Raw genomic sequence first — 24,013 nt, forward strand, 5'->3', positions numbered from 1 at the left:
AATGCATCGTCACAATCCACAGCGCGGATTAATCTTTGTTTACCATGATGATGAAGCGGCAGACGGAAGCCGCGTCAGCCGTTTCCACGCAGCCGGAAAGAAAGATTTTATCTTGCCGGTATCCGGCACTGGAATCAAACAGGTAGAGCATGATGTCGCCCGAAAACCGCTTACACTTTTCGGCATCATGCTCTATGAGTGAGCCGAAATTGCAAGAGACAAGACGCTGTCTGCCCGTCAGGCTGCACCAATCCGGTCGTTTTTCATGTCGCACAATACATTCGGTCACCTTTTCCGCGTCACCACCTGGGGCGAAAGCCATGGCCCGGCGCTCGGCTGCGTCGTCGACGGCTGCCCTCCCGGCCTCCGCTTCAAGCTGGAGGACATTCAGGCCTGGCTCGACAAGCGCAAGCCGGGGCAATCGCGCTTCGTGACGCAGCGGCGCGAGGACGATCTCGTCAAGGTTCTGTCGGGCGTGATGCTGGACGAGGACGGCGAGACGATGATCTCGACGGGCACGCCGATCTCGATGCTGATCGAGAATACCGACCAGCGTTCGAAGGATTATGGCGAGATCGCGAGGCGCTATCGCCCCGGCCACGCCGACTACACCTATGACGTCAAATACGGCATTCGCGATTATCGCGGCGGCGGTCGCTCGTCGGCCCGCGAAACGGCCGCACGCGTTGCTGCCGGCGGCATCGCCCGCCTCGTCGTGCCCGGAGCGACCATCCGCGGCGCGCTGGTACAGATCGGCAAGCACAAGATCAACCGCGCCAACTGGGATTGGGCTCAGGTGGATCAAAACCCCTTCTTCGCGCCCGATCCGGAGATCGTGCCGGTCTGGGAAGAGTATCTCGACGGCATCCGCAAGGCCGGTTCCTCGGTCGGCGCCGTGGTCGAAGTGGTGGCGGAAGGCGTGCCGGAAGGACTTGGCGCCCCGATCTACGGCAAGCTCGACCAGGATATTGCCTCGCTGCTGATGTCGATCAATGCCGTCAAGGGCGTCGAAATCGGTGAGGGCTTCGCCTCTGCCGAATTGACTGGCGAAGAAAATGCCGATGCGATGCGCATGGGCAATGACGGTAAGCGCATCTTCCTGTCCAATCATGCCGGCGGCATCCTGGGCGGCATTTCCACGGGCGAGCCGATCGTCGCGCGCTTCGCCATCAAGCCGACCTCGTCTATCCTGACGGAACGCCAGTCGATCGATGCGGACGGCAACAATGTCGACGTGCGCACCAAGGGCCGCCACGATCCTTGCGTCGGCATTCGCGCCGTGCCGATCGGCGAGGCGATGGTCGCCTGCGCCGTTGCCGATCATTATCTGAGGGATCGCGGCCAGACCGGCCAGCAGAGGTAGGAATTTCGAGATGTCTTACGACCAGAAGCGCGTTGTCGATGCCATCCGGGCTTTCGAAGCCGGCGAGATCGTCGTCGTCATGGACGATAACGACCGCGAGAACGAAGGCGACCTGATCGTTGCCGCCGTTCATTGCACGCCTGAAAAGATGGCCTTCATCGTCCGGCACACCTCCGGCATCGTCTGCACGCCGATGCCGCGCGAGGAAGCCAAGCGGCTGAACCTCAACGCCATGGTCGCGGAAAACGATTCTGCCCATACAACGGCCTTCACCGTCTCGGTCGATTTCAAGCATGGCACCACGACAGGCATTTCCGCCGACGACCGGACCCTGACGGTTCGAAACCTCGCCAATCCGAATGTCGGCCCCACGGATTTCGTCCGCCCGGGCCATATCTTCCCGCTGGTTGCCCGCGAAGGCGGCGTGCTGATGCGTTCGGGCCATACGGAAGCCGCCGTCGACCTCTGCAAGCTTGCCGGCCTGCCGCCGATCGGCGTCATCAGCGAGCTGGTCAATGACGACGGCACGGTGACGCGCGGCCAGCAGGTGGTGGAATTCGCCGAACAGAACGGCCTGAAGCTCGTTTCCGTCGCCGACCTCATCGCCTATCGCCAGCGCAAGGAAACCCTGATCGAGCTCGGTGCCAGCTTCGACATCGAGACGCCGTTCGGCAAGGCGCGGGCGCATACCTACTCGCTGCCCTGGGACCCGATGCAGCATCTCGCCGTGGTCTTCGGCGATATCCGCGATGGCGTCGATATCCCGGTGCGCCTGCATCCGGAAAACGTCGCCGAGGATTTGTTCGGCAAGCGTCGTCCGGTCGATTTCTACATGAAGAAGATCGCCGAGGAAGGCCGCGGCGTCATCGTCTATCTTCGCGAAGGCTCCGTTGGTGTCGGTCATTTCGACAATGGCCGCAAGGCGCGCCAGGCCGAGCGTGAAAGCCATGCCGAGGCACAGGCGCGAGACAGCGAATGGCTGGAAATCGGCCTCGGCGCGCAGATCCTGAAGGATCTCGGCGTCAGCTCGATCAAGCTGCTGACCAGCCGCGAACGGCACTATGTCGGCCTGGAAGGCTTCGGCATCAAGATCGCCACAACGGAAATCTGCTGATCTTTACCCTCCCCTTGAGCGGGAGGGTCGGAGCATAGCTCCGGGATGGGGTGATTGCGGCAAATTCTGCAGCCAGCCAATTGTCACCCCCACCCGCGCGTGCCGCGCGACCTCCCCCATCAAGGGGGAGGTGATTGAAGCCGCCATCCCTTGGCAACGTCAATTCCTTCGGCGATACACAACCTTGACGCATCAGCGGGAGTCTCAGCGCTGCAGCGCCGAAAACTCGCGATCCAGCAAGCCCATCATGATGTCATCGTGCCAGCTGCCGTTGACGTAGGCCGTCTCCCGCTCCCGTCCTTCAACGGTGAAGCCGCATTTCTCATAGGCGCGGATGGCGCGCTTGTTGTAAGCGAGCACGCGTATTCCAATCCGATGCAACCCTATCTCGCCAAAGGCATGGCTCAGCAGAAGAGTGATCGCTTCGGTGCCAAACCCCTTGCCGAGCAAGGCCGGATTATAGATCCCGATCGCCATCGTCGCGCGCCTGTCCTGGCGATTGACGTTGTCCAATCTGATTATGCCGGCAAAGGCACCGTTGATTTCGATGACCCAGGCGTGGGGGTGATCGGCAAGACCCTGAACCCATAGCGCCGCCCCCTCCCGGGTGATGGGCTTGATGTCCTCTTTGTTGACGCCATACATTTCCGCGATCTCGGCATTCGTGCCCAGGGCGAAGCGCGTATCGGCGTCATCGGCGCATGGCGGACGGAGCCTGACATTCCGGCCCTCGAGAATTGGCAACGACAACAGATCCTCCCTTTTGATAGGCGCCTCTGCCTATGCGACAGCCTAAGTTATGGCCTCGACCAGAAGCACAGGTTTGTAACGCCGCGCTGGAACCGCAGAAAATGACTTTGCTATAAGTTACCAGCGGCAAGCAACGTCATCTCGGCCAGGAAGGTTTTGGTATCAAGATCGCCATGATGGCAATCTGCCGATCCTCACCCTCCCCTTGAGCGGGGCGGAGCTAAGCTTCGGGTGGGGTGATGTCACCCTGCACTCAGGTTCACCCCCACCCGCCGCTACGCGGCGACCTCCCCCCTCAAGGGGGAGGTGACAAAGCTCGTGATCGATCCAACCATGTGAGGCCGAATACGCGAAGCCAATTTTCATAGGCGAATTTTCGCAGAGTAGATTCGTCGAATCCGCTCTTGCACACTGCATCGACGAGACGCGGCAAGCCGCTTGCGTCCCTGATTTCGCGGGGTATAACGGCGCCATCGAAATCCGATCCGAGCGCGACCCCATCCGCTCCAACGCGGGCGACGAGGTAATCGATTTGACGAACGACGGCATCGAGTGGGGTATCTTCTTCAAGATTGGCATCGGCGCGAATGTCGTTGACGGCCAAATTCAGCCCAACGACGCCGCCGGTGTCACGGATGGCGTCCAATTGCCGATCGGTCAGGTTTCGGCTCGACGGACATATGGCATGGGCGCAGGCATGTGTGGCCACGAGCGGAGCGGTGCTCAACGCCGCGACGTCCCAAAATCCACGCTCGTTCAGATGGGAAACATCAATCATGATGCCGAGTTCATTGCATCTTCTGACCAGGCTCTTGCCCAAATCCGTCAGCCCAGGCCCCGTATCGGGCGATCTCGGATAGGCGAACGGAACGCCATAGCCAAAGATATTCGGGCGGCTCCACACGATCCCTAGGGATCGAAGGCCGGCATCGCGGAGGCTGTCCAGATAGCCGAGATCGGGGCCGATAGCGTCGGCGCCTTCCATATGGAGCACGATGGCAAAGGCGCCGTCATATCCGGCCGCCTCGATCTCGTCGACGCTCGTTGCGAGACGTATTTTGTCGCCCGAGCGCCCGATCAGCTTCCTTATGGCCGAAAGCTGCCTATCGATCTGCAGCCGTGCATGGTCCGGATGCACCGCCTCGGCATAGCGAACCTCATACCCGTCATGGGTGATCGTCAGATCGTCCACCGGTTCGCGTTCCGGCGAGGCAAACATAGCAAACAATCCGCCGGCCAGACCTCCCTCAAGCGCTCGCGGGAGATCGAGATGCCCTGCCTCCGATCGAGCCAGAAAATCGCGACCCTCAGGCCTATAATCCAGCATGAACTGGACCGCATCATTATGCCCATCGAAAATCCGAACATCAGCCATGCGACCGTAGTCCCTAAAGGTCAGAGGCAATTTCGCTTACGCCACAACGCAATCCGCTGCCGATTTCCCGAAAAGGGAAAAATCGATCATCCCCGCCAACCGTCGAGAAACACAACCTTCTCGACGCCGGTGAAACGGGCGACACGCTCCAGCTCCGCTTCAAGCTTCTCCAGCCGGCCGACGGATGTCTTGACGCCCGGTTCCAGCCACAGGCGTTTGACATCGAGAGTGCCGGCCTTGCGGTCGGCCTTCATGTCGATCCGGCCGATCAGACGGTCTCCCTCCAACAACGGGAAGACGTAATAGCCGTATTCGCGCTTCGGTTCCGGCACGAAAATCTCGATCCGGTAGAAGAAGCCAAAGAGGCGTTCGGTGCGATTGCGATCCCGCAAAGTCGGATCGAAGGGGCTGAGAACGCGGATGCGCGCCGGCGCTTCGGCATGATTGTCCAGCGTTTCGTGGAAATCGAGGAACGCGAAGGAAGGGCGCGGCTTGCCGCCGCCAGCGGGCTCGATCAGCACATCGGTCAGCTCGTCGCGATGCGTCTCGACCCACGTCTTGGCTTCCTGCGGCGACACGAGATCCCAAAAGGCTGCGATCTCGCCCGACGTCGCGAAGCCGAGACGCTGTAGCGCGCTGCGGCAGGCCCAGTCCACGAATTCGTCATGCTCGACTTCCGGCTCATGGAAATGGCTCGGCAGGACACGCTCCACGAGGTCGTAGACCTTCTGGAAATTGGTGCGGCCGGCAATCGCGAATTTGCCGGTGCGCCAGAAATATTCGAGCGCCGTCTTGTTCGGGTGCCAGTTCCACCAGCCGCCGGAGACATGATCCTCCGCCTTGACCTCGCGGGCAGTGATGGCGCCATTCTTCAGCACGCGCTCGTAGGTTTCCTCGAAAGCCGCCTCGAACCCCTCCCCCCGCCATTTGCGCCAGCGTGCGATAATCGCCTCGTCCTCGCGGCGGAAGCGGTGCTTCCAGTAGACGAAGAAGGCGCTCGGCAAGATAGAGGCATCATGCGTCCAGTTCTCGAAGAGGGCGCCGTCCTTTTCCAGAAGCTCCGTCAGATGCTCGCGCCGATAGGTCTGGTTGCGCGAAAACAGGATCTGATGATGGGCGCGCTCGACGGTCGCGATACTATCGACCTGCACGAAACCGATGTCGTGGATGAGCTGCAGCAGGCCCGCCTTGGTCAAGGCACGGTTCGGTGGATTGGCGAGCCCCTGCTTGGCAAGGAACACGCGGCGGGCATCACGATTCGAGAGCAGATTCGTCATGAGCAGATCATAGGCATAAATTCCCATGCTTTCAAAGAGGCCCTGATTTGATAAATCCACGCGATGCGCTATAGCTCCGCGACTGTGCCATGGAATAGGGAAGCGGCTTGGATATTCGGTTCGACAATGCCGGCGTCAATTACGGCACACGTACTGCGCTGTCGCCGCTCAGCCTGACGCTTCAGGAGCGCCGCATCGGCGTGATCGGCCTCAATGGTTCCGGCAAAACGACTTTCGCGCGGCTGATCAACGGGCTCGTGAAGCCGACGATCGGGCGCGTCGTGGTCGACGGTCTCGATACCGTCGGCGATGCCACCAAAGTGCTTGGAAAGGTCGGCTACATCTTCCAGTCGCCGCAGAACCAGATCATCCTGCCCATCGTACGTGACGACATCGCCTTCGGGCTGAAGGCGCGCGGATACGACAAGGCGCAAATCGAAGCTGCGGTCGACGGCATTCTGGGGCGCTTCGGCGTCGGCCATCTCGGTTCGCGGCGCGCGCATGAGCTTTCCGGCGGCGAGTTGCAGATGGCTGCCCTGTGTTCCGTGCTGGTAACTGGTCCGGACATCCTCATTCTTGACGAGCCGACCAACCAGCTCGATCTCAAGAACCGGGCGCTGGTACAGAAGACCATCATGGGCCTGCCAGAAAGCGTCATCGTCATCAGCCACGATCTGCCCCTACTCGACGACTTCGAGCGAGTATTGTTGTTCGACCAGGGCCGGCTCGTTGCCGACGCGCCGGCGGCGGAGGCGATTGCGCGCTACAGGGAGCTGGCGGCCTGATGCAGACGCTGCATGTCGATGTCGATACCTGGCTGCACCGGCTCTCGCCGCGCCTGAAGCTGCTGGCGCTGACCGCATTCGGCGTGCTGCTCTTCCTTACTCAATCCATCACCGTGCTTGCCTGTGCAAATCTGATCGGCGCCGGCCTTTATTTCCGCAGTGGCCTGTCGATTGCAGAGGCACTAAAGCGGCTGTGGCCGATCCTGATCTCGATTGCGGTCCTCGCGATTTTTGCGGCCTTGGTCGGCCCGCTTCACGCGGCAATCGTCACCGCCCTGCGGCTGACGGCACTGGCGCTGTTTGCTGCCACGGTGACGGCGACGACATCGATGGCCGCTTTCATCGACGAGATCACCGCCCTTGCCATGCCGCTCGAAAAAATCGGCCTGCTGAGAGCCGCCGATATCGGGCTTGCGATCGGCCTCGTCATCCGCTTCGTGCCCGAAATTCTCGATCGCTATCGCGCGATCCGCGAAGCACATCAGGCACGCGGGATCAAGATCCGCCTGGCAACCACGCTCGCGCCGTTGATCATCCTGACGCTGCGCGATGCGGACAATATCGCCGCTGCGATTGACGCGCGCGGCATTCGGCGTCAATGAACATAAATCTCTTTCGGAAGGAGCAGCCATGAACACCCGCGATCTCGTCCTCTCGGCGCTTTTTGCCGCCATCATCGTGGCGCTCGGCCTGTTACCGCCCATCCCGATCGGCATCATTCCCGTTCCGATCACGGCGCAATCGCTCGGCGTCATGCTCGCCGGCGTCGTGCTTGGCGCCAAGCGCGGCACGATCGCGGTGCTGCTGGTGGTCGTACTCGTTACCATCGGCCTGCCGGTCCTTTCCGGAGGACGCGGCGGACTAGCCGTCTTTGCCGGTCCGACGGCCGGCTTCTTCGTCGGCTGGATCTTTGCAGCCTTCGTCACCGGCTATCTCTCGGAGAGATTGGTGAAGCCGGAGCAAAGCAGCCTCGCGCAGGGTGTCGGCTTTTTCATCGCCGCCGCCATCGGCGGTGTCGTGGTGCTCTATGCTTTCGGCATTGCCTGGCTGACAATCAACGTTGGCTTCAGCAAGGCGTTCGTCGGCTCCATGGGCTTCGTGCCGGGAGACCTTATCAAGGCATTTGTCGCAGCTCTCGTCGGCCGCGCCGTCATGGCTGGCTACCCGCTTCTGCCGCAGCGGAGCTGAAGCGCCCACGCGGGCAGCGACATGCCGTCCTTGTCCGCTCAAGCCAGATACTTATAGAGCCAGTCGCGCGTATCTTCCGGCAACGGCACGGGATCATGCTCATCGCCGCGCACCGCGAGCCAGAGGATTTCCACCTCCGCCGCAAGTTCGTTGCCGGTTTCGATTGCGACGACGAAACCGATCGACTTGCCACCAATCTTGTTGACGCTGATCGAGTAACGGGCAAGGTCATCATAGTGCAAGGCGCGATGCAGCGAGCAGGACGCCTTCTTGGCGATGTAGATGGGCTCATCATCGACCAGCGGCCGCGTACGCCAGAAATTCGAGAGCGCTGTTTCCGCCTGCGAGATATAGGAGGCGATAAACATCTGGCCGTGCCGGTCGACATCGCGCGGCGGCACCCTTACCTCAATGACATCGGATCGTTCTACTCTCGCCATCACGCAATAACCCTGGCCGGCGCCATACTGACCTTAATGAAAGCTTAACACTGCGCCTCGATAAGTAAACGGACGCCATCCCAAAGTGGTTAAGATGGATTGTTGACATTGTAGTGACATGGTCCATGTCCTGTAATAGGCGTCACGCCTCATTTATAGATTGGTCCCATGAGCACACGTCTTTACGAACACCCGATCTTTCTTGAACACATCGTTCCGCCCGGCCATCCGGAGCGGCCCGACCGGCTGCGCTCGCTGAACATTGCGCTGGAGCATCCGAATTTCGAGCGGCTGGACCGGCGAAAAGCTCCTGCGGCGCATGAGGATGCGATCCTGCTTGCCCATCCGGAAGAGCACCTGGATTTCGTTCTGCGCTCGATGCCGGACAGAGGCGATGATGGTGAGATCAACCAGCTCGAAGCCGACACCTATGCCAGCCCGAAGACGCTGCAGGCGATCATGCACGGCGTCGGCGGCGCCATGGCGGCGGTCGACGATGTCTTCTCCGGCGCTGCCGACAATGTTTTCGTCGCAGCCCGTCCGCCCGGTCACCATGCCGAGAAGACCAAGGCCATGGGCTTCTGTTTCTTCAACAATGCGGCGATTGCCGCCCGCCATGCGCAAAAGGCCCATGGCGCCGAGCGCGTCGCCATCGTCGATTGGGACGTGCACCACGGCAACGGCACGCAGGACATTTTCTGGGACGATCCCTCCGTGCTCTTCTGTTCCACCCACCAGATGCCGCTCTATCCGGGCACGGGCAAGAAGGATGACGTTGGCGCACACAACACCATCGTCAACGCGCCGCTTTCGCCCAATACCGGCGGCGATCAATTCCGCGAGGCTTTCAAGTCGCGCGTGCTGCCGGCGCTGAATGATTTCCGCCCCGATCTCATCATCATCTCGGCCGGTTTCGACGCTCATCACCGCGATCCGCTGGCACAACTGAACCTCACCGGCGAGGATTTCGACTGGGCGACCGGCCGGCTGCTCGAGGTTGCCGATCGAAGCGCGAAGAACCGGGTCGTCAGCCTGCTCGAAGGCGGCTATGATCTGGAAGGTCTCGCCGAGTCGGCGGGAATGCATATTCTACGCATGATGAGAGGTTGACGATGAGCGAGAACGCCAAGGCAGATGTTTCGAGCTATTCCTTCGAGAAGGCCGTGGCGGAGCTTGAAAGCATTGTTGCCCGGCTCGAACGCGGCGATGTGGCGCTGGACGAATCCATCTCGATCTACGAGCGTGGCGAAGCGCTGAAGAAGCATTGCGAAGCGCTGCTGTCGGCTGCGGAGAACCGCATCGAGAAGATCAGGCTCGATCGTGCCGGCAAGCCGCAGGGCACGGAAGCGCTTGACGGCGCCTGAGATCGGATGGGAAAATTTGAGTTTGGCCGACATTCCCGTTAGGTTGAATTCCAGCCGAAAGGAAAGTCGATATGTCCTTCTTCCCAGGAAACGATCCGCAGGCCGGTGATGCCTTCGCCTGCGACGCGATCGAGAACCTCATCATTCCGCGCACCAGCGACCTCGGCGGCTTCTCCGTGCGGCGCGCGCTTCCGAGCAGCCGGCGGCGGTTGGTGGGGCCATTCATCTTCTTCGACCGCATGGGTCCTGCCATTTTGCGACCGGGCCAGGCGCTGGATGTCCGCCCGCATCCGCATATCGGGCTTTCCACCGTCACCTATCTGTTCGATGGCGAAATCCGCCATATGGACAGTCTCGGCACGGCGAAGGTGATCCGCCCCGGCGACGTCAACCTGATGACGGCGGGTCGCGGTATCGTGCATTCCGAGCGCACGCCGGAGAACCTACGCGATCACCCCTTCGCCATGTCCGGACTCCAGACGTGGCTGGCGCTGCCTGATGAAAAGGAAGAGATCGATCCGTCTTTCGCCCATACGGAGAAGGATGAGCTGCCCATCATCGCCGATGGCGGCGTGACCGGGCGCGTTGTGATCGGCGATTTCGAGGGCCTGAAATCGCCGGTGAAATCCTTCTCCGACACGCTCTACGTCGATCTGCAGCTGCAGCCGAACAAGACGTTTCCTTTTGGGGCAGCGCATGAGGAGCGTGCGGTCTACATTCTCTCCGGCTCGCTCATTGTCGCCGGCGACCGTTTCGAACAGGATCAGCTCCTCGTCTTCCGTCCAGGCGATGCGATAACGCTGGAGGCCGGCGAAAAAGGCTGTCATCTCATGCTTTTTGGCGGTGCAGCGCTCAATTCAAAGCGCTATATCTGGTGGAATTTCGTCTCGTCCTCAAAGGAGCGCATCGAAAAGGCCAAGGAAGAATGGCGCACAGGCCGCTTCGATATCGTGCCGGGCGACGAGGAAGAGTTCATTCCCCTGCCGGAAGGCTAACGGGTTCATAACAATCCCACATGTTTCTTGTTCGGGAGCACCTTGAATTCGGCGTCTTTTGTCGCAATCTGTTTTGACGTAAAGGCGGACAACCGCCCAAGAATAGCAAGAAAGAGGCTTCAGCCTTGACACAAATGCCAGAGACGCCACTGCTGGACCGGGTCCAATATCCCTCCGACCTGCGAAAGCTGGAGGACCGGGAATTGCCGCAGCTCGCCCGCGAAGTCCGCGACGAGATGATCGATGCGGTATCGCGCACCGGCGGACATCTCGGCGCCGGTCTCGGCGTCGTCGAATTGACCATCGCCATCCACAGCGTCTTCGACACGCCGAACGATCGCCTGATCTTCGATGTCGGCCATCAGTGTTATCCGCACAAGATCCTGACCGGGCGTCGCGATCGCATTCGCACGCTGCGCCAGGAAGGCGGTCTTTCCGGTTTCACGCGACGGGCCGAAAGCGAATATGATCCCTTCGGCGCGGCTCATTCGTCGACATCCATTTCCGCAGGTCTCGGCATGGCTGTGGCCGCCGAGCTTGACAATACCGATCGCCGCGTGATCGCCGTCATCGGCGACGGTGCCATGTCGGCCGGCATGGCCTATGAGGCCCTGAACAATGCCGGCGCGCTGGATGCGCGGCTGATCGTTATCCTCAACGACAACGACATGTCGATCGCTCCGCCGACGGGGGCAATGAGCGCCTATCTCGCCCGTCTTGCCTCCGGTCGCACCTATATGGGCTTCCGGGATTTCGGCAAGAAACTGACCGCCTATCTCGGCAAGAAAGTCGACCGCGCCATCACCCGGGCAGTCGAGCACGCACGGGGCTATGTGACCGGCGGCACCATGTTCGAGGAGATGGGCTTCTATCATATCGGCCCGATCGACGGCCATTCCTTCGAGCATCTGCTGCCCGTACTGCGCAATGTGCGCGACAATGCGCAAGGTCCGGTGTTGATCCATGTCGTGACGCAGAAGGGCAAAGGCTATCCACCGGCCGAGGCCGCTGCCGACAAATATCATGGCGTCAACAAGTTCGACGTCATCACCGGTGCGCAGACCAAGGTGAAGCCGAATGCGCCGAGCTATACCAGCGTCTTCGCCGAAGCACTGGTGCAGGAAGCAATGCTCGACGACAAGATTGTCGGCATCACCGCCGCCATGCCGAACGGCACCGGCCTCGACAAGCTGCAGGAAATTTTCCCCAAGCGCTGTTTCGACGTCGGCATCGCCGAGCAACATGCCGTGACCTTCGCCGCAGGCCTCGCCGCCGAAGGCTACAAGCCCTTCGCCGCCCTCTATTCCACCTTCCTGCAGCGCGCTTACGATCAGGTGGTCCATGATGTGGCGATCCAGGGCCTTCCTGTCCGCTTCCCCATCGACCGCGCCGGCTTCGTCGGCGCCGATGGCCCGACGCATGCCGGCTCCTTCGATACTGCCTTTTTGACCACCCTGCCGGGCTTCGTCGTCATGGCCGCGGCCGACGAGGCAGAGCTCAAGCATATGGTGCGCACTGCCGCTGCTTATGATCTTGGTCCGATCTCCTTCCGCTATCCGCGTGGGGAAGGCGTCGGCATCGAAATGCCGGAACGCGGCCAGATCCTCGAAATCGGCAAGGGTCGTGTCATCAAGCAGGGCTCGAAGGTCGCGCTATTGTCCTTCGGCACGCGGCTGGCGGACAGCCTTGCCGCCGCCGAGGATCTCGATGCTGCCGGCCTGTCGACGACGGTCGCCGATGCGCGCTTTGCCAAGCCGCTCGACCATGATCTCATCCGCCAGCTTGCTGCCCATCACGAGATCCTTATCACTATCGAAGAGGGCTCGGCCGGCGGCTTCGGCAGCCAGGTCATGCAGTTCCTTGCCAATGAAGGCCTGCTCGACAACGGCCTGAAGATCCGCTCGCTCGTCATGCCCGATCTCTGGATGGAGCAGGCCAAGCCGGAGGCCATGAACGCCATGGCTGGCCTTGATCGCGCCGGCATCGTGCAGACGGTATTCCGCGCACTTGGCCGCGGCCGTATCGTCGAGGCAGCCGGATAAAGCGCAAAGATCAGGCGGCTCGACGGCTGCCTGACACCATCATGCCCCGACATATCAGGAATGAAGCGAATTGAAGACCGCTACGCGATCGCGGCCGGCGGCCTTTGCCTGGTAAAGCGCGGAATCGACATTCCTCAACAGCAAGACGCGCGTTGCACCATCATGTGGCGCGAGGGCAGCGCCGATGCTGAGCCTTGCGAAAATCGACACACCATCCACCGCAAAAGGCGCCCTGAAGGTGGCAAGCAGCCGTTCGGACAGGGACATGAGCGCATTCTTGTCGGGCGAGTCCGGGACGAATATCGCAAACTCGTCACCCCCCATGCGCACGACGATATCGTCTGCTCGGACGACTGAGCGAATGCGCACCGCCGCCTCGCACAGAACTTCGTCGCCGACATTGTGACCGAAGCGGTCATTGATCGATTTGAAGCCGTCCATATCGAGATAGAGGACGCCGAAATTGCCGCCTGTCGCTATCGCCGCGCTCAGCGCGCCATCGACGACAGCTTCGAGCGCCGACCGATTGAAGAAACGGGTCAGCGGATCGGTCATGGCTGCCGCGCGCAGGCCATTCTCGGCTATTCCCATCAGCAAGTTCGTTTTCTGCAGCCGTAGGAGCGCACTTGCAATCTGGGCAAACCGCATGAGGCTTTGTTCCTCATTCGAGGAAAATTGCCTCGGCCTCTGATCGAGAATGCAGAAGGCTCCTACGGGCAGACCGTTCTCCAACCGCACCGGCGCACCCGCATAAAAACGAAAGTGGGGGTCGTCGAGCACGAAGGGGGCAGCCTTCAGTTCCGGCTCCTCCGTAAGATCCGGAAGGACCAGCAATTCATCATCGAAAACCACCCGCGTGCAGATCGACATATCGCGCGAGCATTCGGCGATCTTCAGCCCCGCCTGCCCTGCTATGCGCTGCCAGTCCTCATCGATAATGTTGATTGCTGCATAGGGTGTCTCGAACACACCTCTTGCCAATTCCGCAAGGGTCGCAAGCTCCGGTGTCGGGCTGCTGTGAATCGCATTCAGGGAGCGTACGGCCAAAAGTCTCTGTGCTTCATTGGCCGGAACTCGGACGAACTGTCCCATTCGAATCTCCCTGGGCGGTCATCATGCATTTATAAGAATGGTGGTTCGCCGCTCAGGGCAACCCTGCCACCGATCAAATATTTAATAAATCTTGACCAAAGGATGGTCCGCCGAAAACAAGGCCATGGTCCGAAGAGCCTGTTCTTCAAGGGAAAGAACGCTCCAACCGCGCCGTCGCTGCCCCAAAGTCGGACAGGCCGCGGCCAATGATGCTCTCATACAAACTGTGAAAAAACGAAGCGGCCCGCCGCAAAGCGACGGGCCGATGGGTCTTTGAAGGTGATTCGCCGTGAGTCGCCCAGCAGGCTACCCACGAAGCCATCGTTGAACGATCAGAATTCTTCCCAATCGTCCCGCGCGGTGGCGGCAGCCGCTGCGGTTGCCTTTCCAGCGAAAGCCTTGGCGACGGTGCGGCCAAGAGCCCGAGCCGGCGATGCAGCCGGTTTCGAGCGTGCGGTTGCAACGGCCGGCCGGGCAGGTGCAGCCTGAGCGGAATTGCCGAGACGGAACTGCTGGAGCAGCTCGTTGAGCGCCGCAGCTTCGCGGGCGAGCGCATGGCTTGCCGCCGTCTGCTCCTCGACCATGGCGGCATTCTTCTGCGTGCCCTGATCCATGTTGTTGACGGCTGTGTTGATCTCCTGCAAGCCGGTGGACTGCTCGCGGGTCGCAGTCACGATCGCACCGACGTGGCGGTTGATTTCCTGCACTTCGGATACGATCAGCTCCAGCGCCTTGCCGGTTTCGCCGACCAGCGACACGCCAGTATTGACCTGATCGCTCGACGTGGTGATGAGCGACTTGATCTCCTTGGCAGCGTTTGCGGAGCGCTGGGCAAGCTCGCGCACTTCCTGGGCGACGACGGCAAAGCCCTTGCCGGCATCCCCGGCACGGGCGGCCTCGACGCCGGCATTCAGCGCCAGAAGATTGGTCTGGAAGGCAATATCGTCGATAACGCTGATGATGTTGCTGATCTCGCCCGAGGACTTCTCGATCTGCTGCATGGCCGAGACGGCCTTGCGAACCACTTCGCCCGACCGCTCCGCGCCGAGGCGAGCGCGCTCGACGAGATGGCCGACATCTTCGGCCCGCTTGGCGGAGTCGCGAACCGTGGTCGTGACCTCTTCCAGTGCTGCGGCCGTCTCTTCGACCGCGGCGGCCTGCTGTTCGGTGCGGTGCGCCAGATCGTCGGCGGCCGAACGGATTTCGTCAGCACCGGCATTGATGGCGCGGGCATTGGAGCCGACGGACTGCAGGGCCGCTTCCAGCTTCTCGACCGCATTGTTGAAATCGGCGCGAACGCTGTCGAACTGCGGTGCAAAGCTGTTGTGAAGGCGGGTCGCAACATCGCCGGAAGACAGAGCCGAGAGGCCACCGGCAAGCGCTTCCATGGCGAAGCGAATTTCACCCTCTTCACGTGCCTTCTGCTCATCATTCATCAGGCGCTGGTGTTCGGCATCGCCACGCATACGCTCGGTCTCGCCGGCAAGACGCAGCTTCTCGATGCCGGCCTGCTTGAAGACAAGGACGGCATCCGCCATGCGGCCGATTTCGTCGCCGCGACCAACCGCCGGAACTTCGACGTCATGCTCGCCATTGGCCAGACGCCCCATTGCAGCCGTCATACCGACGATTGGACGCACGATGGCGCGCGACAGCAGCCATGCGAGAACAGCGGCGGCGAGCGAGGCGAAGATGCCGCCGACGATAAGCGTCAGGCGAAGATCGCCGTTGGCGTCATCCTGCATGGCTGCCAGGTTGCTCGCCTTGGTACGTGCGGCCTGCTTGATCTTAGCAGCGGCTTCGCGGAAGCCATCAAGCTGACCCTTGGTTTCGTTCTGACCGATCTTGACGATCTGGTCGAGCGGCATCTCGGTTTCCTTGCGGGCTTTGGCCTGTGGCTCCGCGAGTTGATGGAAATAGAGATCGGCAGCCTTTTGCATGTTGTCGATCGCCTGAAGCAGATCGGGGGAATCGGCCGCGACCTGTTTGGCCGCAGCGATGCTCTTCAGCATCCGCTCACGATTATTGAAGATATCGCCGTAGGTGCTGTCGCTGCGCAGAAGCAGAAAACCGCGCAGATTGACTGCCTGCTCCAGCATGGCCTGCAGCGAATCATCGATCAGGCTGACGAGCTGCTGCGACTTTGTCTGCTCGACGGCGGCTCCGGCCGACACGTCCTGCTTTGCGTAGACGAAAGCGGAAACACAGGCAAAAATGGCGATCAGGGCCGTAAATGTAATGGCAAGCTTGCCATTCAAAGAGAGTTTTTTCGCAAACATGAGCGAGCGCCTCCTGAGCGCCGGTCCTGGCGAGCATCCTCCGGCCGTCACTGGGAGGGAGTACGGCCGACGCTCGAAGAATTCAGGGAGGGCATGATTGGGACGCAGACGCGCGAAGCCTTCATGGCAGGCGGCGACCTCAAAGCAGATCACCGCAATCCCCGGCATCAGTAGAGGCTTCGGCTTTAAATTTATTTAATTCCGTGCGGGCCGATCGACCGCTCGTCAGTTTACGGGAGCGGCGGCAAGAATGAGGATGTCCAGATCGTGCTCGGGATAGAAATCCCGCGCCGTCATCTGAAAGGTGGTCGGGCCGGTCTTCTTCACATCCGTTCCGCAGAAGCTGATGTAGTTCTCCGGATTGCCCTTATCGACCGTCAGTTCGAAATGCTTAATCGGGCCGGACCAATTGGCGCCGGTCGTCAGCACGTAGGAGATCCAGTTCTCGGTGTAGCTCCGACCGCCCTTGTCGGCCACGGCAGCGAGCTTTGTCGCGGTTTTCAGGAAGCTTTCGTCGAGACAATATCTGCCGCGATAGGCCTGCAACTGCTGCCTCTGATAGTCTTCGTCGCCGGCAAAGGTGATCGCGACGGTACCGCCGACGCTTGGCTTGTATTTGTGCTGAACGGCGATCCTGGCCTTGGCCGGGAATTTGGTGCGCCACCAATAGGTCGTGTGCAGCGTCCACATCGGGGTCGGATGGTGCTTCATGCCCTGGCCGTCATTGTCGTATTCGTCGTCGGCGATCAGGCCGCGGGCCGTCCAGTCTTCCAATACATCGACGGGAAGCTTTGCGACGGCATCCATGGCGACCTTGCTCAGCGGCAGCAACGGCACATTGTGCGCCTTCAGCTCGTCGGTCATGTCGACATCGGCCACCGATACCCGCTGCTGCAGGGTCGGTGCTATGGCCTTGCCATCCTGGGTCACGGTGAAACCGAGGAAATTGTCTGAATCGACATTTCCGGCATCGACCATGCTGTCGATGTCACCCTTGATATCGGGCATCGGAAAGGCCACGACGCTTTCGACATCCTTGTCGGAGGTATTTTCGAACACATAGTCGACGCGCACTTCGGCCTGCGAAACGAACAGCTTCTCCTCAGCCATACTGATATCGCCGGTGCGAACATAGGCGAGCCCGCCCGTCCTCAGCTCGGCCATGGTGTCGTTCGCAAGAGCCGGAGCGGCAAACATCGCCACTAACGCCGCACAGCCACCGATCTTTCGCATGATGCCCTCGCCCGTTGATCCCGGCGATTATCGCCGGCCGCAATCCGCCGTCAATGTCGATATCAGCATAAAAGGCTTGCAACATAACGCATTGCCCGGCATGGACAGCCCATGTCCGATCCGCAACGCCTCGACCAGCTTCTCGTCACCCTCTCGCTCTTCGCCAGCCGCTCCCGCGCTCGTGATGCCATCCAGCGCGGCACGGTGACGGTGAATGGCAAGGTCGTGACGAAGCCGGGTTCGCTGTTCACTGAAGATGCCGAGATCAATATAGACGATCCGGCACAGGATTATGTCTCCCGCGCGGCTTTGAAGCTGGTGGCGGCGCTCGACCATTTCGGCCTCGATCCGAAGGGACAGCACTGCCTCGATGTCGGCGCGTCGACAGGCGGCTTCACCGAGGTGCTGCTGGAGCGCGGTGCCGCCCACGTGACGGCCATCGACGTCGGCCACGACCAGATGCACCCGCGCATATCGGCCGATCCGCGCGTGACCAATCTCGAGGGGCTGAACGCACGCAACCTGACCGCCGACGATATCGGCGCGTCTTTCACCTTCATCGTCTCCGATGTCTCCTTCATCTCGCTGAAGCTGGCCCTCGCGCCGGCGCTCAAGCTTGCAGAACCCGGCACGCGGGCAGCCTTGCTGGTGAAGCCGCAATTCGAAGCCGGCCGCGATGCGATCGGCAAAGCCGGTCTCCTGAAGGACCCCTCCTCGGCTCCGGCGGTTGCGGCCGAACTCGAGCGCTGGCTCTCCGAGGACATGGGCTGGCGAAGCCTCGGCCTCATCGCTTCGCCGATCGCGGGCGGCGACGGCAACCAGGAATTTCTTCTCGCAGGGATCAAGCCATGAGCACTGAAACCGTCACCATCCAGAAGCTCGGCGCCCAGGGCGACGGCATCGCGCAGGGCACAGATGGCCCGATCTACGTGCCCTTCACGCTGCCCGGCGAAAGCGTCGCCATCGCGCGGGTGAAGAGCCAGGGCACGCTAATGTCGATCACGACTGCCTCGCCGGACCGGCAGGAGCCGCACTGTCGGCACTTCGGCCCGCACGGCGTCAACGGCGCCTGCGGCGGCTGCACCCTTCAGCACTATGCCGATGCGCCCTATCGCGCCTTCAAACGCCAGCTCGTCGTCGATGCCCTGCGCTCGAAGGGCCTGACGCCGGAAGTGGACGATATCGTTGCCGCGCATCCGGGCGAACGGCGCAGGGTGGTCTTCGCCGCGCGCAAGACAGAAAAGGATATGCTGATCGGCTTCAACCAGGCCGAAAGCCACCACATCGTCGCCATCGAGGAATGTCCCATCGCCTCGGCCAGCATCATGGCTCGCCTGCCGGCGATCAAGACGATTGCCGCAGCGATGGCCATCAATGCCGAAGCCTTCCGCATCTCGGTGCTGGAGACACAGACCGGCCTCGACCTTGCCGTTGACGGCATCAAGTCGCTTTCGGACAAGCAACGCCGCAGCACGATCGAAACCGTACTATCGCTTCGCGGCGTCGCCCGCGTCTCGCTGAACGGCGAGATTCTGGTGGAGCCTGTAAAGCCGATGATCGATTTCGGCGGCGTCCAGGTCGCACCGCCGCCGGGCGCTTTCACGCAGGCGACCAAGCAGGCCGAAGATGCCATGGCCGAGCTGGTTGCTGCCCATGTCGGCAAGGCGAAGCGCATCGCTGATCTCTTCGCCGGCAGCGGCACCTTCTCGCTTCGCCTGGCGCGGATCGGGCGCGTGCATGCGGTGGAAAGCGAAGACAAACCGCTCGCGGCATTGGATCATGCCGCCCGCAATACACAGGGGCTGAAGCCTGTCAGCGTCGAACGCCGTGACCTTTTCCGCCGGCCGCTGATGATGCAGGAACTGAAGGTCTACGACGCCGTCGTCTTCGACCCGCCGCGCGCCGGCGCGGAATTCCAGAGCAAGGAGCTTGCTCGCTCCCAGGTCAAAAAGATCGTTGCCGTCTCCTGCAACCCGCTGACGCTTGCCCGCGATCTGGCCCTGCTAGTCGAAGGCGGCTACCGCATCACGCGGGTGACCCCGATCGACCAGTTCCTGTGGACCTCGCATGTCGAGGTGGTCGCGGCACTGGAGAAGTAGTTCTGGCTTTGCGATCGCCAGTTCGCTGGCCGACCCTCGTGGTTCGAGGCTACGCCCTTCGAGCTTCGCATCTCACCACGAGGGTGGGTTGACGATCACCGCTTCATGAATGCCTCGAAGGCAGCACGGGCTTCGGCGCTTTTCAGCTGGGCGGCGAAATACTCGGCCTCTTCCTGAATGCGTGCCAGAACGGCATCCGGTGAGCCGCGCATCAGGTCGCGTGCGATCCGAAGGGCTTCAGGCGGCTTGGCGGCCAGTTTGGCGGCCAGCGACAACGTTTCAGCCTCCACGGCTTCCGGCGCAGCCACTTTCCAGATCAGGCCGGCATCCCTGGCTTCGGCAGCGGAGAGGCCTTCTCCCAGCGCAAGCAGGGCGAAGGCGCGCTGGTGCCCCATGACGCGCGGGGCAAGCAAGCTTGAGGCAGCTTCGGGAACAAGGGCGAGATCGACGAAGGGCGTCTTGAACAGGCTGCGATCGGAGGCGACCGTCAGGTCGCAATGCAGGTGGATCGTGGTGCCGATGCCGATCGCCAGGCCATCGACGCCGGAGACGACGGGCTTCTTCGTGCGTGCCAGCGCAACGAGGAAATCAATCACTTCGCGTCCCATATTGCCGCTCATGGCGAAGGCGAGGAAATCGGCCAAATCATTGCCGGCGGAAAAGCAGCCTTCCGTTCCGAGGAAGACGTGGACCCGGATATCCGGCGCTTCCTCTGCCGCCTTCAGCGCATCGGTCATGGTCTGGTACATGGCGCGCGTGATGGCATTCTTCTTTTCAGGCCGGTTGAACCGGATGACCTGGATATGCGGCGCAGTCTCGGGGCGTTCGATCAGGATGTGGTCGGTCATGGCTTTTCCTCAGGCTAGTGCGGCGCGGGCGGCTTCGAGGCTGGATGCGCCGGCGATGACCCGATCAGAGAGGGCTGCAGTTTCGGCCAGAAGATTTTCGGCAGCGAAGCGGCAGAGTGCGATGCGCTTGGCTCCCTCGCCATCGCCCGCATCGGCCAGACCACCCCTGGCCAGATAGGAGCCTGTCAGCACGAGGCCGAAGAGCCGCTGGTAGGGAGTAGCGCCCGCCAGGGCTTCGGCAACGGCACCTTCCGCCTGTTTCGACAGGAGCCATTCGCTGGTCTTTTCCAGATCGGCAATGGCTGCCTGCAGCCGCGGTGCCGTTTCGCCGAAACCGTCGAGATTGGACTTCGCGACATTATCGGCGATCTCACGCAATTCGGCGATGAAACCGCGCACGTGATCGCCGTTTGCGATCGTCAGCTTGCGCGTCACCAGATCGATGGCCTGGATGCCGTTGGTGCCTTCGTAGATCGGCGCGATGCGGGCATCGCGCAGCAGGCGTGCAGCCCCCGTTTCCTCGATGAAGCCCATGCCGCCGTGGACCTGGATACCGAGCGAGGCGACATCGACGCCGGCATCGGTGGAGAAGGACTTGGCAATCGGTGTCAGCAGCGCTGCACGTTCCTGCCAATACTTTGCCCTCTCGGGATCGCGATGCGACATGTCGATCGCCTGTGCGCAAGCGTAGCAGATCGCGCGCGAGCCTTGGGTCAGCGCCTTCATCGTCAGCAGCATGCGGGCGACATCGGGATGTTCGATGATCGGGCTCATGCCCGATGCGGCCGTGCCCGGCGCGCGGCCCTGCGTGCGCTCCCGGGCATAGGCGATGGCCTTCTGGGTCGCTGCTTCGGCAATCGCCACGCCCTGGATGCCGACGGCCAGGCGAGCGTTGTTCATCATCGTGAACATGCAGGCGAGGCCTTTGTTCTCTTCACCCACCAGCCAGCCGACGGCGCCCTTTTCCGCACCATATTTGCCGTCGCCGAAGATGAGCGTGCAGGTGGGTGAGCCGTGAATGCCGAGCTTGTGCTCCAGCGAATGGGCGAAATAATCGTTGCGGGCACCAAGAGAGCCATCGTCATTCACGAGGAATTTCGGCACGAGAAAGAGCGAAATGCCGCGCGTGCCGGCAGGCGCATCGGGAAGGCGGGCGAGAACGAGATGGATGATGTTCTCGGTCGCCTCATGATCGCCCCAGGTGATGAAGATCTTCTGGCCAAAGATGCGATAGGTGCCGTCATCGCGGCGTTCGGCGCGCGAGCGCAGGGCGCCGACATCGGAACCGGCATGCGGCTCGGTCAGGTTCATCGTGCCGGACCATTCGCCTGAAACGAGCTTTGCCAGATATGTCTTCTTGAGATCGTCGCTGCCGTGAGCGTGCAGCGCCTCGATCGCGCCCATGGTCAGCGTCGGTGCAAGGCCGAAGGCCATCGAGGCGGAATTCCACATTTCCAGCGTCGCGATGTTCAGCATGTGCGGCAGGCCCTGGCCGCCGAACTCCTCCGGTGCGGTCAGGCCATTCCAGCCGCCGGCGATCCAGTCGCGATAGAGCTTCTCCCAGCCATCGGGAAGGACCACCTTGCCGTCCACCAGCCTTGCGCCTTGCTTGTCGCCGACGTCGGCAAGCGGCTCTACCTCCTCGCCGGCGAAACGCCCGGCTTCCGACAGGATGGCATCGACAAGATCGGTGCTGAGATCGCCAAGAGCGCCCTCTTCCATGGCGCGCTCCATGCCGGCGACATGTTTCAGCGTGAACGCGATTTCTTCGACAGGCGCCTTGTACATGATGCTTTCCTCCGGATCGGTGCTGGCAATGATCCGCCTCACCCGGACCATCGGCCATTTGTGGCTATAGCTAGTTTATTTTTACGTAAACGTCAATTTTCTCAAATTGCAGAGACGCCGATTTCCACCGTCTCGCGAACTCGAACCTGACATGCGTCTTACGCGCGCTGCGCGGCTGTGACATCGCCGCCTATATCCGCGATTATTCCGCGAAAGCACGGACTTGCATAAACAATCGTCATGAACGAAGACTAAGGCAACTGTTCAGACAATGCGAACGATGCCCCCATGAACACGCTCACGTCAGCCAATACCATACCCGGCTTTATCTGGGCATACCGTCTCCGTCCCGGCGCGACCAAGCCGGAGCGCCTGCCTGACGATACCGACCGTTCGACGCTCTTCAGCGACGACGGTTTCCTCTGGCTGCATCTCAATCTCGTGGATGCGCGGGTACCGGCCTTCCTTGAGGATGCGCCGGGACTGAACGAGGCTGCCCGCATAGCGCTGACCACGCATGAGACACATGCGACGATTACGGTCGACGAGCAGATGCTTTTCGGCACATTGGTCGACTTCCAGCGCGACTTCGCCCACAATACCCACGACATCGGCTGGCTGCATTTCGCGTTCACCGATCGCATGCTCATCACCAGCCGGCTGCAGCCGCTTCGCAGCCTCGACAGAACCCGCGTACTGATCGAAAAGAATGCAGCGCGGTTCACAGGCCCGGTGGATATTTTCGAGCTGATCGTCGTCGAATTCCAGCGGACCCTGATCTCTGTTGTCATTGAAATCAGCGAAGAGCTGAACGGCATCGAGGATTTCGTCCACGGGAACACGTCGCGCGATGAGCGCGCCAAGCTTCCGCCCATCCGCAGGACGATCGTGCGCCTGCATCGCCATCTGCGGACCGTTCTCTCGCTGATGCGCCATGCCGCTGCCTCGGACGACGAGGAAATGCCGCTCGGCTTCGAAGATGTCGCCGCCCGACTGACGGGACGACTGGAAGCGGTCGAACACGATGTCTATGCCCTGCAGGAAAGGGCCAGGCTGCTGCACGAAGAGATCGACTCGAAGCTCGCTTCCGAAATCAATCGGCATCTCTATATCCTGTCGATCATGACCGCATTTCTGTTGCCGCCAACGCTGGTGACCGGCTTCTTCGGCATGAACACATCGGGGCTGCCGCTGGCGGGCGGTGCAAGCGGCACCGGATATGCCGTAGGCTTCATCGTCGCCTCCATGCTGCTGGCATGGTGGCTGCTCAGGCGGGTCAATATTCTCTGACATCGAAGCATAAAAAAGCCGCCCGGCGGGAACCGGACGGCTGACATTTTTCATTCTGGGACCGCTGCTTAGAAATACGGCGAATAGCACTGGCGGCGCGGGCCGGAGTTCGGCTGGAACGTATTGTCGTAAGCGCGGTAGGAACGATAGCGTCCCTCGCACCATTCGACATGGCGCGGATTGATGCCGGCGCTCGGAGCCGGAGCGGGTTCGTAATAGCGCGACTGGCTGGCGATTGCGCCGCCGATCAGCGCACCGGCGCCGAAGGCTGCCAGCGGGAACCAATAGCCGTCGTGATAGCGATAACCATGACGATAGCCGCCGCGATAACCGCGGTAGCCGCCATACCAGCCGCGGCGATAGTAACCACCATGGCGCCACTGCACCTGTTCGACATTGCCGGGTGCAGCCTGGGCAGGCGCGGATTGACTGACGATTGGTGCGGCGGGCATCTGCATGGCGAAAGACGGTGTGAAGCTCGTCAGGGCGACGGCAGCCGTTAAGGCGACTGTCGCGATTTTTGCACGGAAACCAAGCATTTTTATCTCCATTCCCTGGTTCGACTTGATACTCAAGCCTGTAGGCGTTTCATGTCGGGAATGCATCCCGAGCAAGGTTTCACTGCCTGCTTCGTCGCACATGCGAGTAGACGACAAGAAACGCGGCAGCGCGTTATTTAGTTCCTCAAATC

The 24,013-nt window shown here is 61.3% G+C and carries 23 protein-coding genes; 13 read left to right on the forward strand and 10 right to left on the reverse strand.

Annotated features, from left to right (window positions below; all coding sequences use genetic code 11):
* Position 1 precedes the first annotated feature (1 nt).
* From GA0061100_RS34485 to ribB, 3 genes are all read left to right on the forward strand, one after another.
* The gene (locus tag GA0061100_RS34485) at positions 2–202 is read left to right on the forward strand and encodes a hypothetical protein (protein WP_143525533.1); all 201 of its coding nucleotides are present in this window, start codon (positions 2–4) and stop codon (positions 200–202) included.
* Positions 203–265: 63 nt separating this feature from the next.
* Positions 266–1,363 (forward strand): chorismate synthase, encoded by a 1,098-nt coding sequence (gene aroC, locus GA0061100_RS25080; RefSeq protein WP_075855550.1) that lies wholly within the window; start codon positions 266–268, stop codon positions 1,361–1,363.
* Positions 1,364–1,373: 10 nt separating this feature from the next.
* A complete protein-coding gene (gene ribB / locus GA0061100_RS25085) occupies positions 1,374–2,477 on the forward strand; it encodes a 3,4-dihydroxy-2-butanone-4-phosphate synthase (RefSeq protein ID WP_075855551.1) in 1,104 nt (367 codons plus the stop codon).
* Between the two features lie 204 nt (positions 2,478–2,681).
* Here ribB and GA0061100_RS25090 read toward each other — a convergent pair whose 3' ends face one another.
* The 3 genes from GA0061100_RS25090 to GA0061100_RS25100 all read right to left on the reverse strand — a co-directional run bounded on the left by GA0061100_RS25090 (position 2,682) and on the right by GA0061100_RS25100 (position 5,879).
* Positions 2,682–3,221: a GNAT family N-acetyltransferase gene (locus tag GA0061100_RS25090; protein WP_143525536.1), complete on the reverse strand. Its 540-nt coding sequence runs from the start codon at positions 3,219–3,221 to the stop codon at positions 2,682–2,684.
* 301 nt (positions 3,222–3,522) lie between these two features.
* Positions 3,523–4,602 (reverse strand): dipeptidase, encoded by a 1,080-nt coding sequence (locus tag GA0061100_RS25095; protein WP_075855553.1) that lies wholly within the window; start codon positions 4,600–4,602, stop codon positions 3,523–3,525.
* Between the two features lie 86 nt (positions 4,603–4,688).
* Positions 4,689–5,879: a winged helix-turn-helix domain-containing protein gene (locus GA0061100_RS25100; protein WP_075855742.1), complete on the reverse strand. Its 1,191-nt coding sequence runs from the start codon at positions 5,877–5,879 to the stop codon at positions 4,689–4,691.
* A 107-nt stretch (positions 5,880–5,986) separates the two neighbouring features.
* Between GA0061100_RS25100 and GA0061100_RS25105 the strand changes: the two genes are divergently transcribed.
* Genes GA0061100_RS25105 through GA0061100_RS25115 form a run of 3 tightly spaced genes read left to right on the forward strand, consistent with a single transcriptional unit; the run spans position 5,987 to position 7,852 of the window.
* The gene (locus tag GA0061100_RS25105; RefSeq protein ID WP_075855554.1) at positions 5,987–6,664 is read left to right on the forward strand and encodes an energy-coupling factor ABC transporter ATP-binding protein; all 678 of its coding nucleotides are present in this window, start codon (positions 5,987–5,989) and stop codon (positions 6,662–6,664) included.
* Positions 6,664–7,266 carry an energy-coupling factor transporter transmembrane component T family protein gene (locus GA0061100_RS25110; protein WP_075855555.1) on the forward strand — a complete coding sequence of 201 codons (603 nt, stop codon included), beginning with the start codon at positions 6,664–6,666 and terminating at the stop codon, positions 7,264–7,266. The genes GA0061100_RS25105 and GA0061100_RS25110 overlap by 1 nt, the downstream gene beginning before the upstream one ends.
* A 28-nt stretch (positions 7,267–7,294) precedes the next feature.
* Positions 7,295–7,852, forward strand: a complete 558-nt coding sequence (locus GA0061100_RS25115) for a biotin transporter BioY (RefSeq protein ID WP_075855556.1) — start codon at positions 7,295–7,297, stop codon at positions 7,850–7,852.
* 38 nt (positions 7,853–7,890) lie between these two features.
* Here the strand turns inward: GA0061100_RS25115 and GA0061100_RS25120 are convergent, their stop codons facing one another.
* On the reverse strand, positions 7,891–8,292 hold the full coding sequence (locus GA0061100_RS25120) for an acyl-CoA thioesterase (RefSeq protein WP_075855557.1): 402 nt from the start codon (positions 8,290–8,292) through the stop codon (positions 7,891–7,893).
* A 168-nt stretch (positions 8,293–8,460) separates the two neighbouring features.
* On the opposite strand from GA0061100_RS25120, the gene GA0061100_RS25125 reads away from it, so the two are divergent.
* The 4 genes from GA0061100_RS25125 to dxs all read left to right on the forward strand — a co-directional run bounded on the left by GA0061100_RS25125 (position 8,461) and on the right by dxs (position 12,693).
* Positions 8,461–9,402 (forward strand): histone deacetylase family protein, encoded by a 942-nt coding sequence (locus GA0061100_RS25125; RefSeq protein ID WP_075855558.1) that lies wholly within the window; start codon positions 8,461–8,463, stop codon positions 9,400–9,402.
* A gap of 2 nt (positions 9,403–9,404) precedes the next feature.
* Positions 9,405–9,656, forward strand: a complete 252-nt coding sequence (locus GA0061100_RS25130; protein WP_075855559.1) for an exodeoxyribonuclease VII small subunit — start codon at positions 9,405–9,407, stop codon at positions 9,654–9,656.
* 71 nt (positions 9,657–9,727) lie between these two features.
* Positions 9,728–10,651, forward strand: coding sequence for a pirin family protein (locus GA0061100_RS25135; RefSeq protein WP_075855560.1), 924 nt, complete (start codon positions 9,728–9,730; stop codon positions 10,649–10,651).
* A 125-nt stretch (positions 10,652–10,776) separates the two neighbouring features.
* Positions 10,777–12,693 carry a 1-deoxy-D-xylulose-5-phosphate synthase gene (dxs, locus tag GA0061100_RS25140; RefSeq protein ID WP_075855561.1) on the forward strand — a complete coding sequence of 639 codons (1,917 nt, stop codon included), beginning with the start codon at positions 10,777–10,779 and terminating at the stop codon, positions 12,691–12,693.
* Between the two features lie 54 nt (positions 12,694–12,747).
* Here the strand turns inward: dxs and GA0061100_RS25145 are convergent, their stop codons facing one another.
* The 3 genes from GA0061100_RS25145 to GA0061100_RS25155 all read right to left on the reverse strand — a co-directional run bounded on the left by GA0061100_RS25145 (position 12,748) and on the right by GA0061100_RS25155 (position 17,297).
* Complete coding sequence (locus GA0061100_RS25145; RefSeq protein ID WP_075855562.1) at positions 12,748–13,785, reverse strand: sensor domain-containing diguanylate cyclase; 1,038 nt, start codon at positions 13,783–13,785, stop codon at positions 12,748–12,750.
* 332 nt (positions 13,786–14,117) lie between these two features.
* The gene (locus tag GA0061100_RS25150) at positions 14,118–16,064 is read right to left on the reverse strand and encodes a methyl-accepting chemotaxis protein (RefSeq protein ID WP_075855563.1); all 1,947 of its coding nucleotides are present in this window, start codon (positions 16,062–16,064) and stop codon (positions 14,118–14,120) included.
* Positions 16,065–16,289: 225 nt separating this feature from the next.
* On the reverse strand, positions 16,290–17,297 hold the full coding sequence (locus GA0061100_RS25155; RefSeq protein ID WP_075855564.1) for a DUF4424 domain-containing protein: 1,008 nt from the start codon (positions 17,295–17,297) through the stop codon (positions 16,290–16,292).
* Positions 17,298–17,408: 111 nt separating this feature from the next.
* Here GA0061100_RS25155 and GA0061100_RS25160 point away from each other — a divergent pair, with 111 nt between their 5' ends.
* Together GA0061100_RS25160 and GA0061100_RS25165 are read left to right on the forward strand one after the other, a co-directional pair.
* Positions 17,409–18,149 carry a TlyA family RNA methyltransferase gene (locus GA0061100_RS25160; RefSeq protein WP_075855565.1) on the forward strand — a complete coding sequence of 247 codons (741 nt, stop codon included), beginning with the start codon at positions 17,409–17,411 and terminating at the stop codon, positions 18,147–18,149.
* The gene (locus GA0061100_RS25165) at positions 18,146–19,396 is read left to right on the forward strand and encodes a class I SAM-dependent RNA methyltransferase (protein WP_075855566.1); all 1,251 of its coding nucleotides are present in this window, start codon (positions 18,146–18,148) and stop codon (positions 19,394–19,396) included. The genes GA0061100_RS25160 and GA0061100_RS25165 overlap by 4 nt, the downstream gene beginning before the upstream one ends.
* A 95-nt stretch (positions 19,397–19,491) precedes the next feature.
* Here the strand turns inward: GA0061100_RS25165 and GA0061100_RS25170 are convergent, their stop codons facing one another.
* Both GA0061100_RS25170 and GA0061100_RS25175 read right to left on the reverse strand, forming a co-directional pair.
* Positions 19,492–20,244 (reverse strand): crotonase/enoyl-CoA hydratase family protein, encoded by a 753-nt coding sequence (locus tag GA0061100_RS25170; RefSeq protein ID WP_075855567.1) that lies wholly within the window; start codon positions 20,242–20,244, stop codon positions 19,492–19,494.
* A 9-nt stretch (positions 20,245–20,253) separates the two neighbouring features.
* On the reverse strand, positions 20,254–22,032 hold the full coding sequence (locus GA0061100_RS25175) for an acyl-CoA dehydrogenase family protein (protein WP_075855568.1): 1,779 nt from the start codon (positions 22,030–22,032) through the stop codon (positions 20,254–20,256).
* Between the two features lie 288 nt (positions 22,033–22,320).
* Between GA0061100_RS25175 and GA0061100_RS25180 the strand changes: the two genes are divergently transcribed.
* A complete protein-coding gene (locus GA0061100_RS25180; protein WP_075855569.1) occupies positions 22,321–23,322 on the forward strand; it encodes a transporter in 1,002 nt (333 codons plus the stop codon).
* Positions 23,323–23,390: 68 nt separating this feature from the next.
* Here the strand turns inward: GA0061100_RS25180 and GA0061100_RS25185 are convergent, their stop codons facing one another.
* Positions 23,391–23,861 carry a BA14K family protein gene (locus GA0061100_RS25185; RefSeq protein ID WP_075855570.1) on the reverse strand — a complete coding sequence of 157 codons (471 nt, stop codon included), beginning with the start codon at positions 23,859–23,861 and terminating at the stop codon, positions 23,391–23,393.
* Positions 23,862–24,013: the final 152 nt, after the last annotated feature.

It is taken from the genome of Martinezella hainanensis (assembly GCF_900094555.1).
In the GTDB taxonomy this organism is placed as follows: domain Bacteria; phylum Pseudomonadota; class Alphaproteobacteria; order Rhizobiales; family Rhizobiaceae; genus Rhizobium; species Rhizobium hainanense.

Coding starts and splice junctions, on each gene's coding strand:
- GA0061100_RS25155 (WP_075855564.1), bottom strand. CDS start 17,297: ATGCGAAAGATCGGTGGCTGTGCGGCGTTAGTGGCGATGTTTGCCGCT.
- GA0061100_RS25100 (WP_075855742.1), bottom strand. CDS start 5,879: ATGACGAATCTGCTCTCGAATCGTGATGCCCGCCGCGTGTTCCTTGCC.
- GA0061100_RS25185 (WP_075855570.1), bottom strand. CDS start 23,861: ATGCTTGGTTTCCGTGCAAAAATCGCGACAGTCGCCTTAACGGCTGCC.
- GA0061100_RS25165 (WP_075855566.1), top strand. CDS start 18,146: ATGAGCACTGAAACCGTCACCATCCAGAAGCTCGGCGCCCAGGGCGAC.
- GA0061100_RS25115 (WP_075855556.1), top strand. CDS start 7,295: ATGAACACCCGCGATCTCGTCCTCTCGGCGCTTTTTGCCGCCATCATC.
- GA0061100_RS25125 (WP_075855558.1), top strand. CDS start 8,461: ATGAGCACACGTCTTTACGAACACCCGATCTTTCTTGAACACATCGTT.
- aroC (WP_075855550.1), top strand. CDS start 266: ATGTCGCACAATACATTCGGTCACCTTTTCCGCGTCACCACCTGGGGC.
- GA0061100_RS25135 (WP_075855560.1), top strand. CDS start 9,728: ATGTCCTTCTTCCCAGGAAACGATCCGCAGGCCGGTGATGCCTTCGCC.
- GA0061100_RS34485 (WP_143525533.1), top strand. CDS start 2: ATGCATCGTCACAATCCACAGCGCGGATTAATCTTTGTTTACCATGAT.
- GA0061100_RS25130 (WP_075855559.1), top strand. CDS start 9,405: ATGAGCGAGAACGCCAAGGCAGATGTTTCGAGCTATTCCTTCGAGAAG.
- GA0061100_RS25110 (WP_075855555.1), top strand. CDS start 6,664: ATGCAGACGCTGCATGTCGATGTCGATACCTGGCTGCACCGGCTCTCG.
- ribB (WP_075855551.1), top strand. CDS start 1,374: ATGTCTTACGACCAGAAGCGCGTTGTCGATGCCATCCGGGCTTTCGAA.
- GA0061100_RS25145 (WP_075855562.1), bottom strand. CDS start 13,785: ATGGGACAGTTCGTCCGAGTTCCGGCCAATGAAGCACAGAGACTTTTG.
- GA0061100_RS25170 (WP_075855567.1), bottom strand. CDS start 20,244: ATGACCGACCACATCCTGATCGAACGCCCCGAGACTGCGCCGCATATC.
- GA0061100_RS25160 (WP_075855565.1), top strand. CDS start 17,409: ATGTCCGATCCGCAACGCCTCGACCAGCTTCTCGTCACCCTCTCGCTC.
- GA0061100_RS25175 (WP_075855568.1), bottom strand. CDS start 22,032: ATGTACAAGGCGCCTGTCGAAGAAATCGCGTTCACGCTGAAACATGTC.
- GA0061100_RS25095 (WP_075855553.1), bottom strand. CDS start 4,602: ATGGCTGATGTTCGGATTTTCGATGGGCATAATGATGCGGTCCAGTTC.
- GA0061100_RS25150 (WP_075855563.1), bottom strand. CDS start 16,064: ATGTTTGCGAAAAAACTCTCTTTGAATGGCAAGCTTGCCATTACATTT.
- GA0061100_RS25120 (WP_075855557.1), bottom strand. CDS start 8,292: ATGGCGAGAGTAGAACGATCCGATGTCATTGAGGTAAGGGTGCCGCCG.
- GA0061100_RS25180 (WP_075855569.1), top strand. CDS start 22,321: ATGAACACGCTCACGTCAGCCAATACCATACCCGGCTTTATCTGGGCA.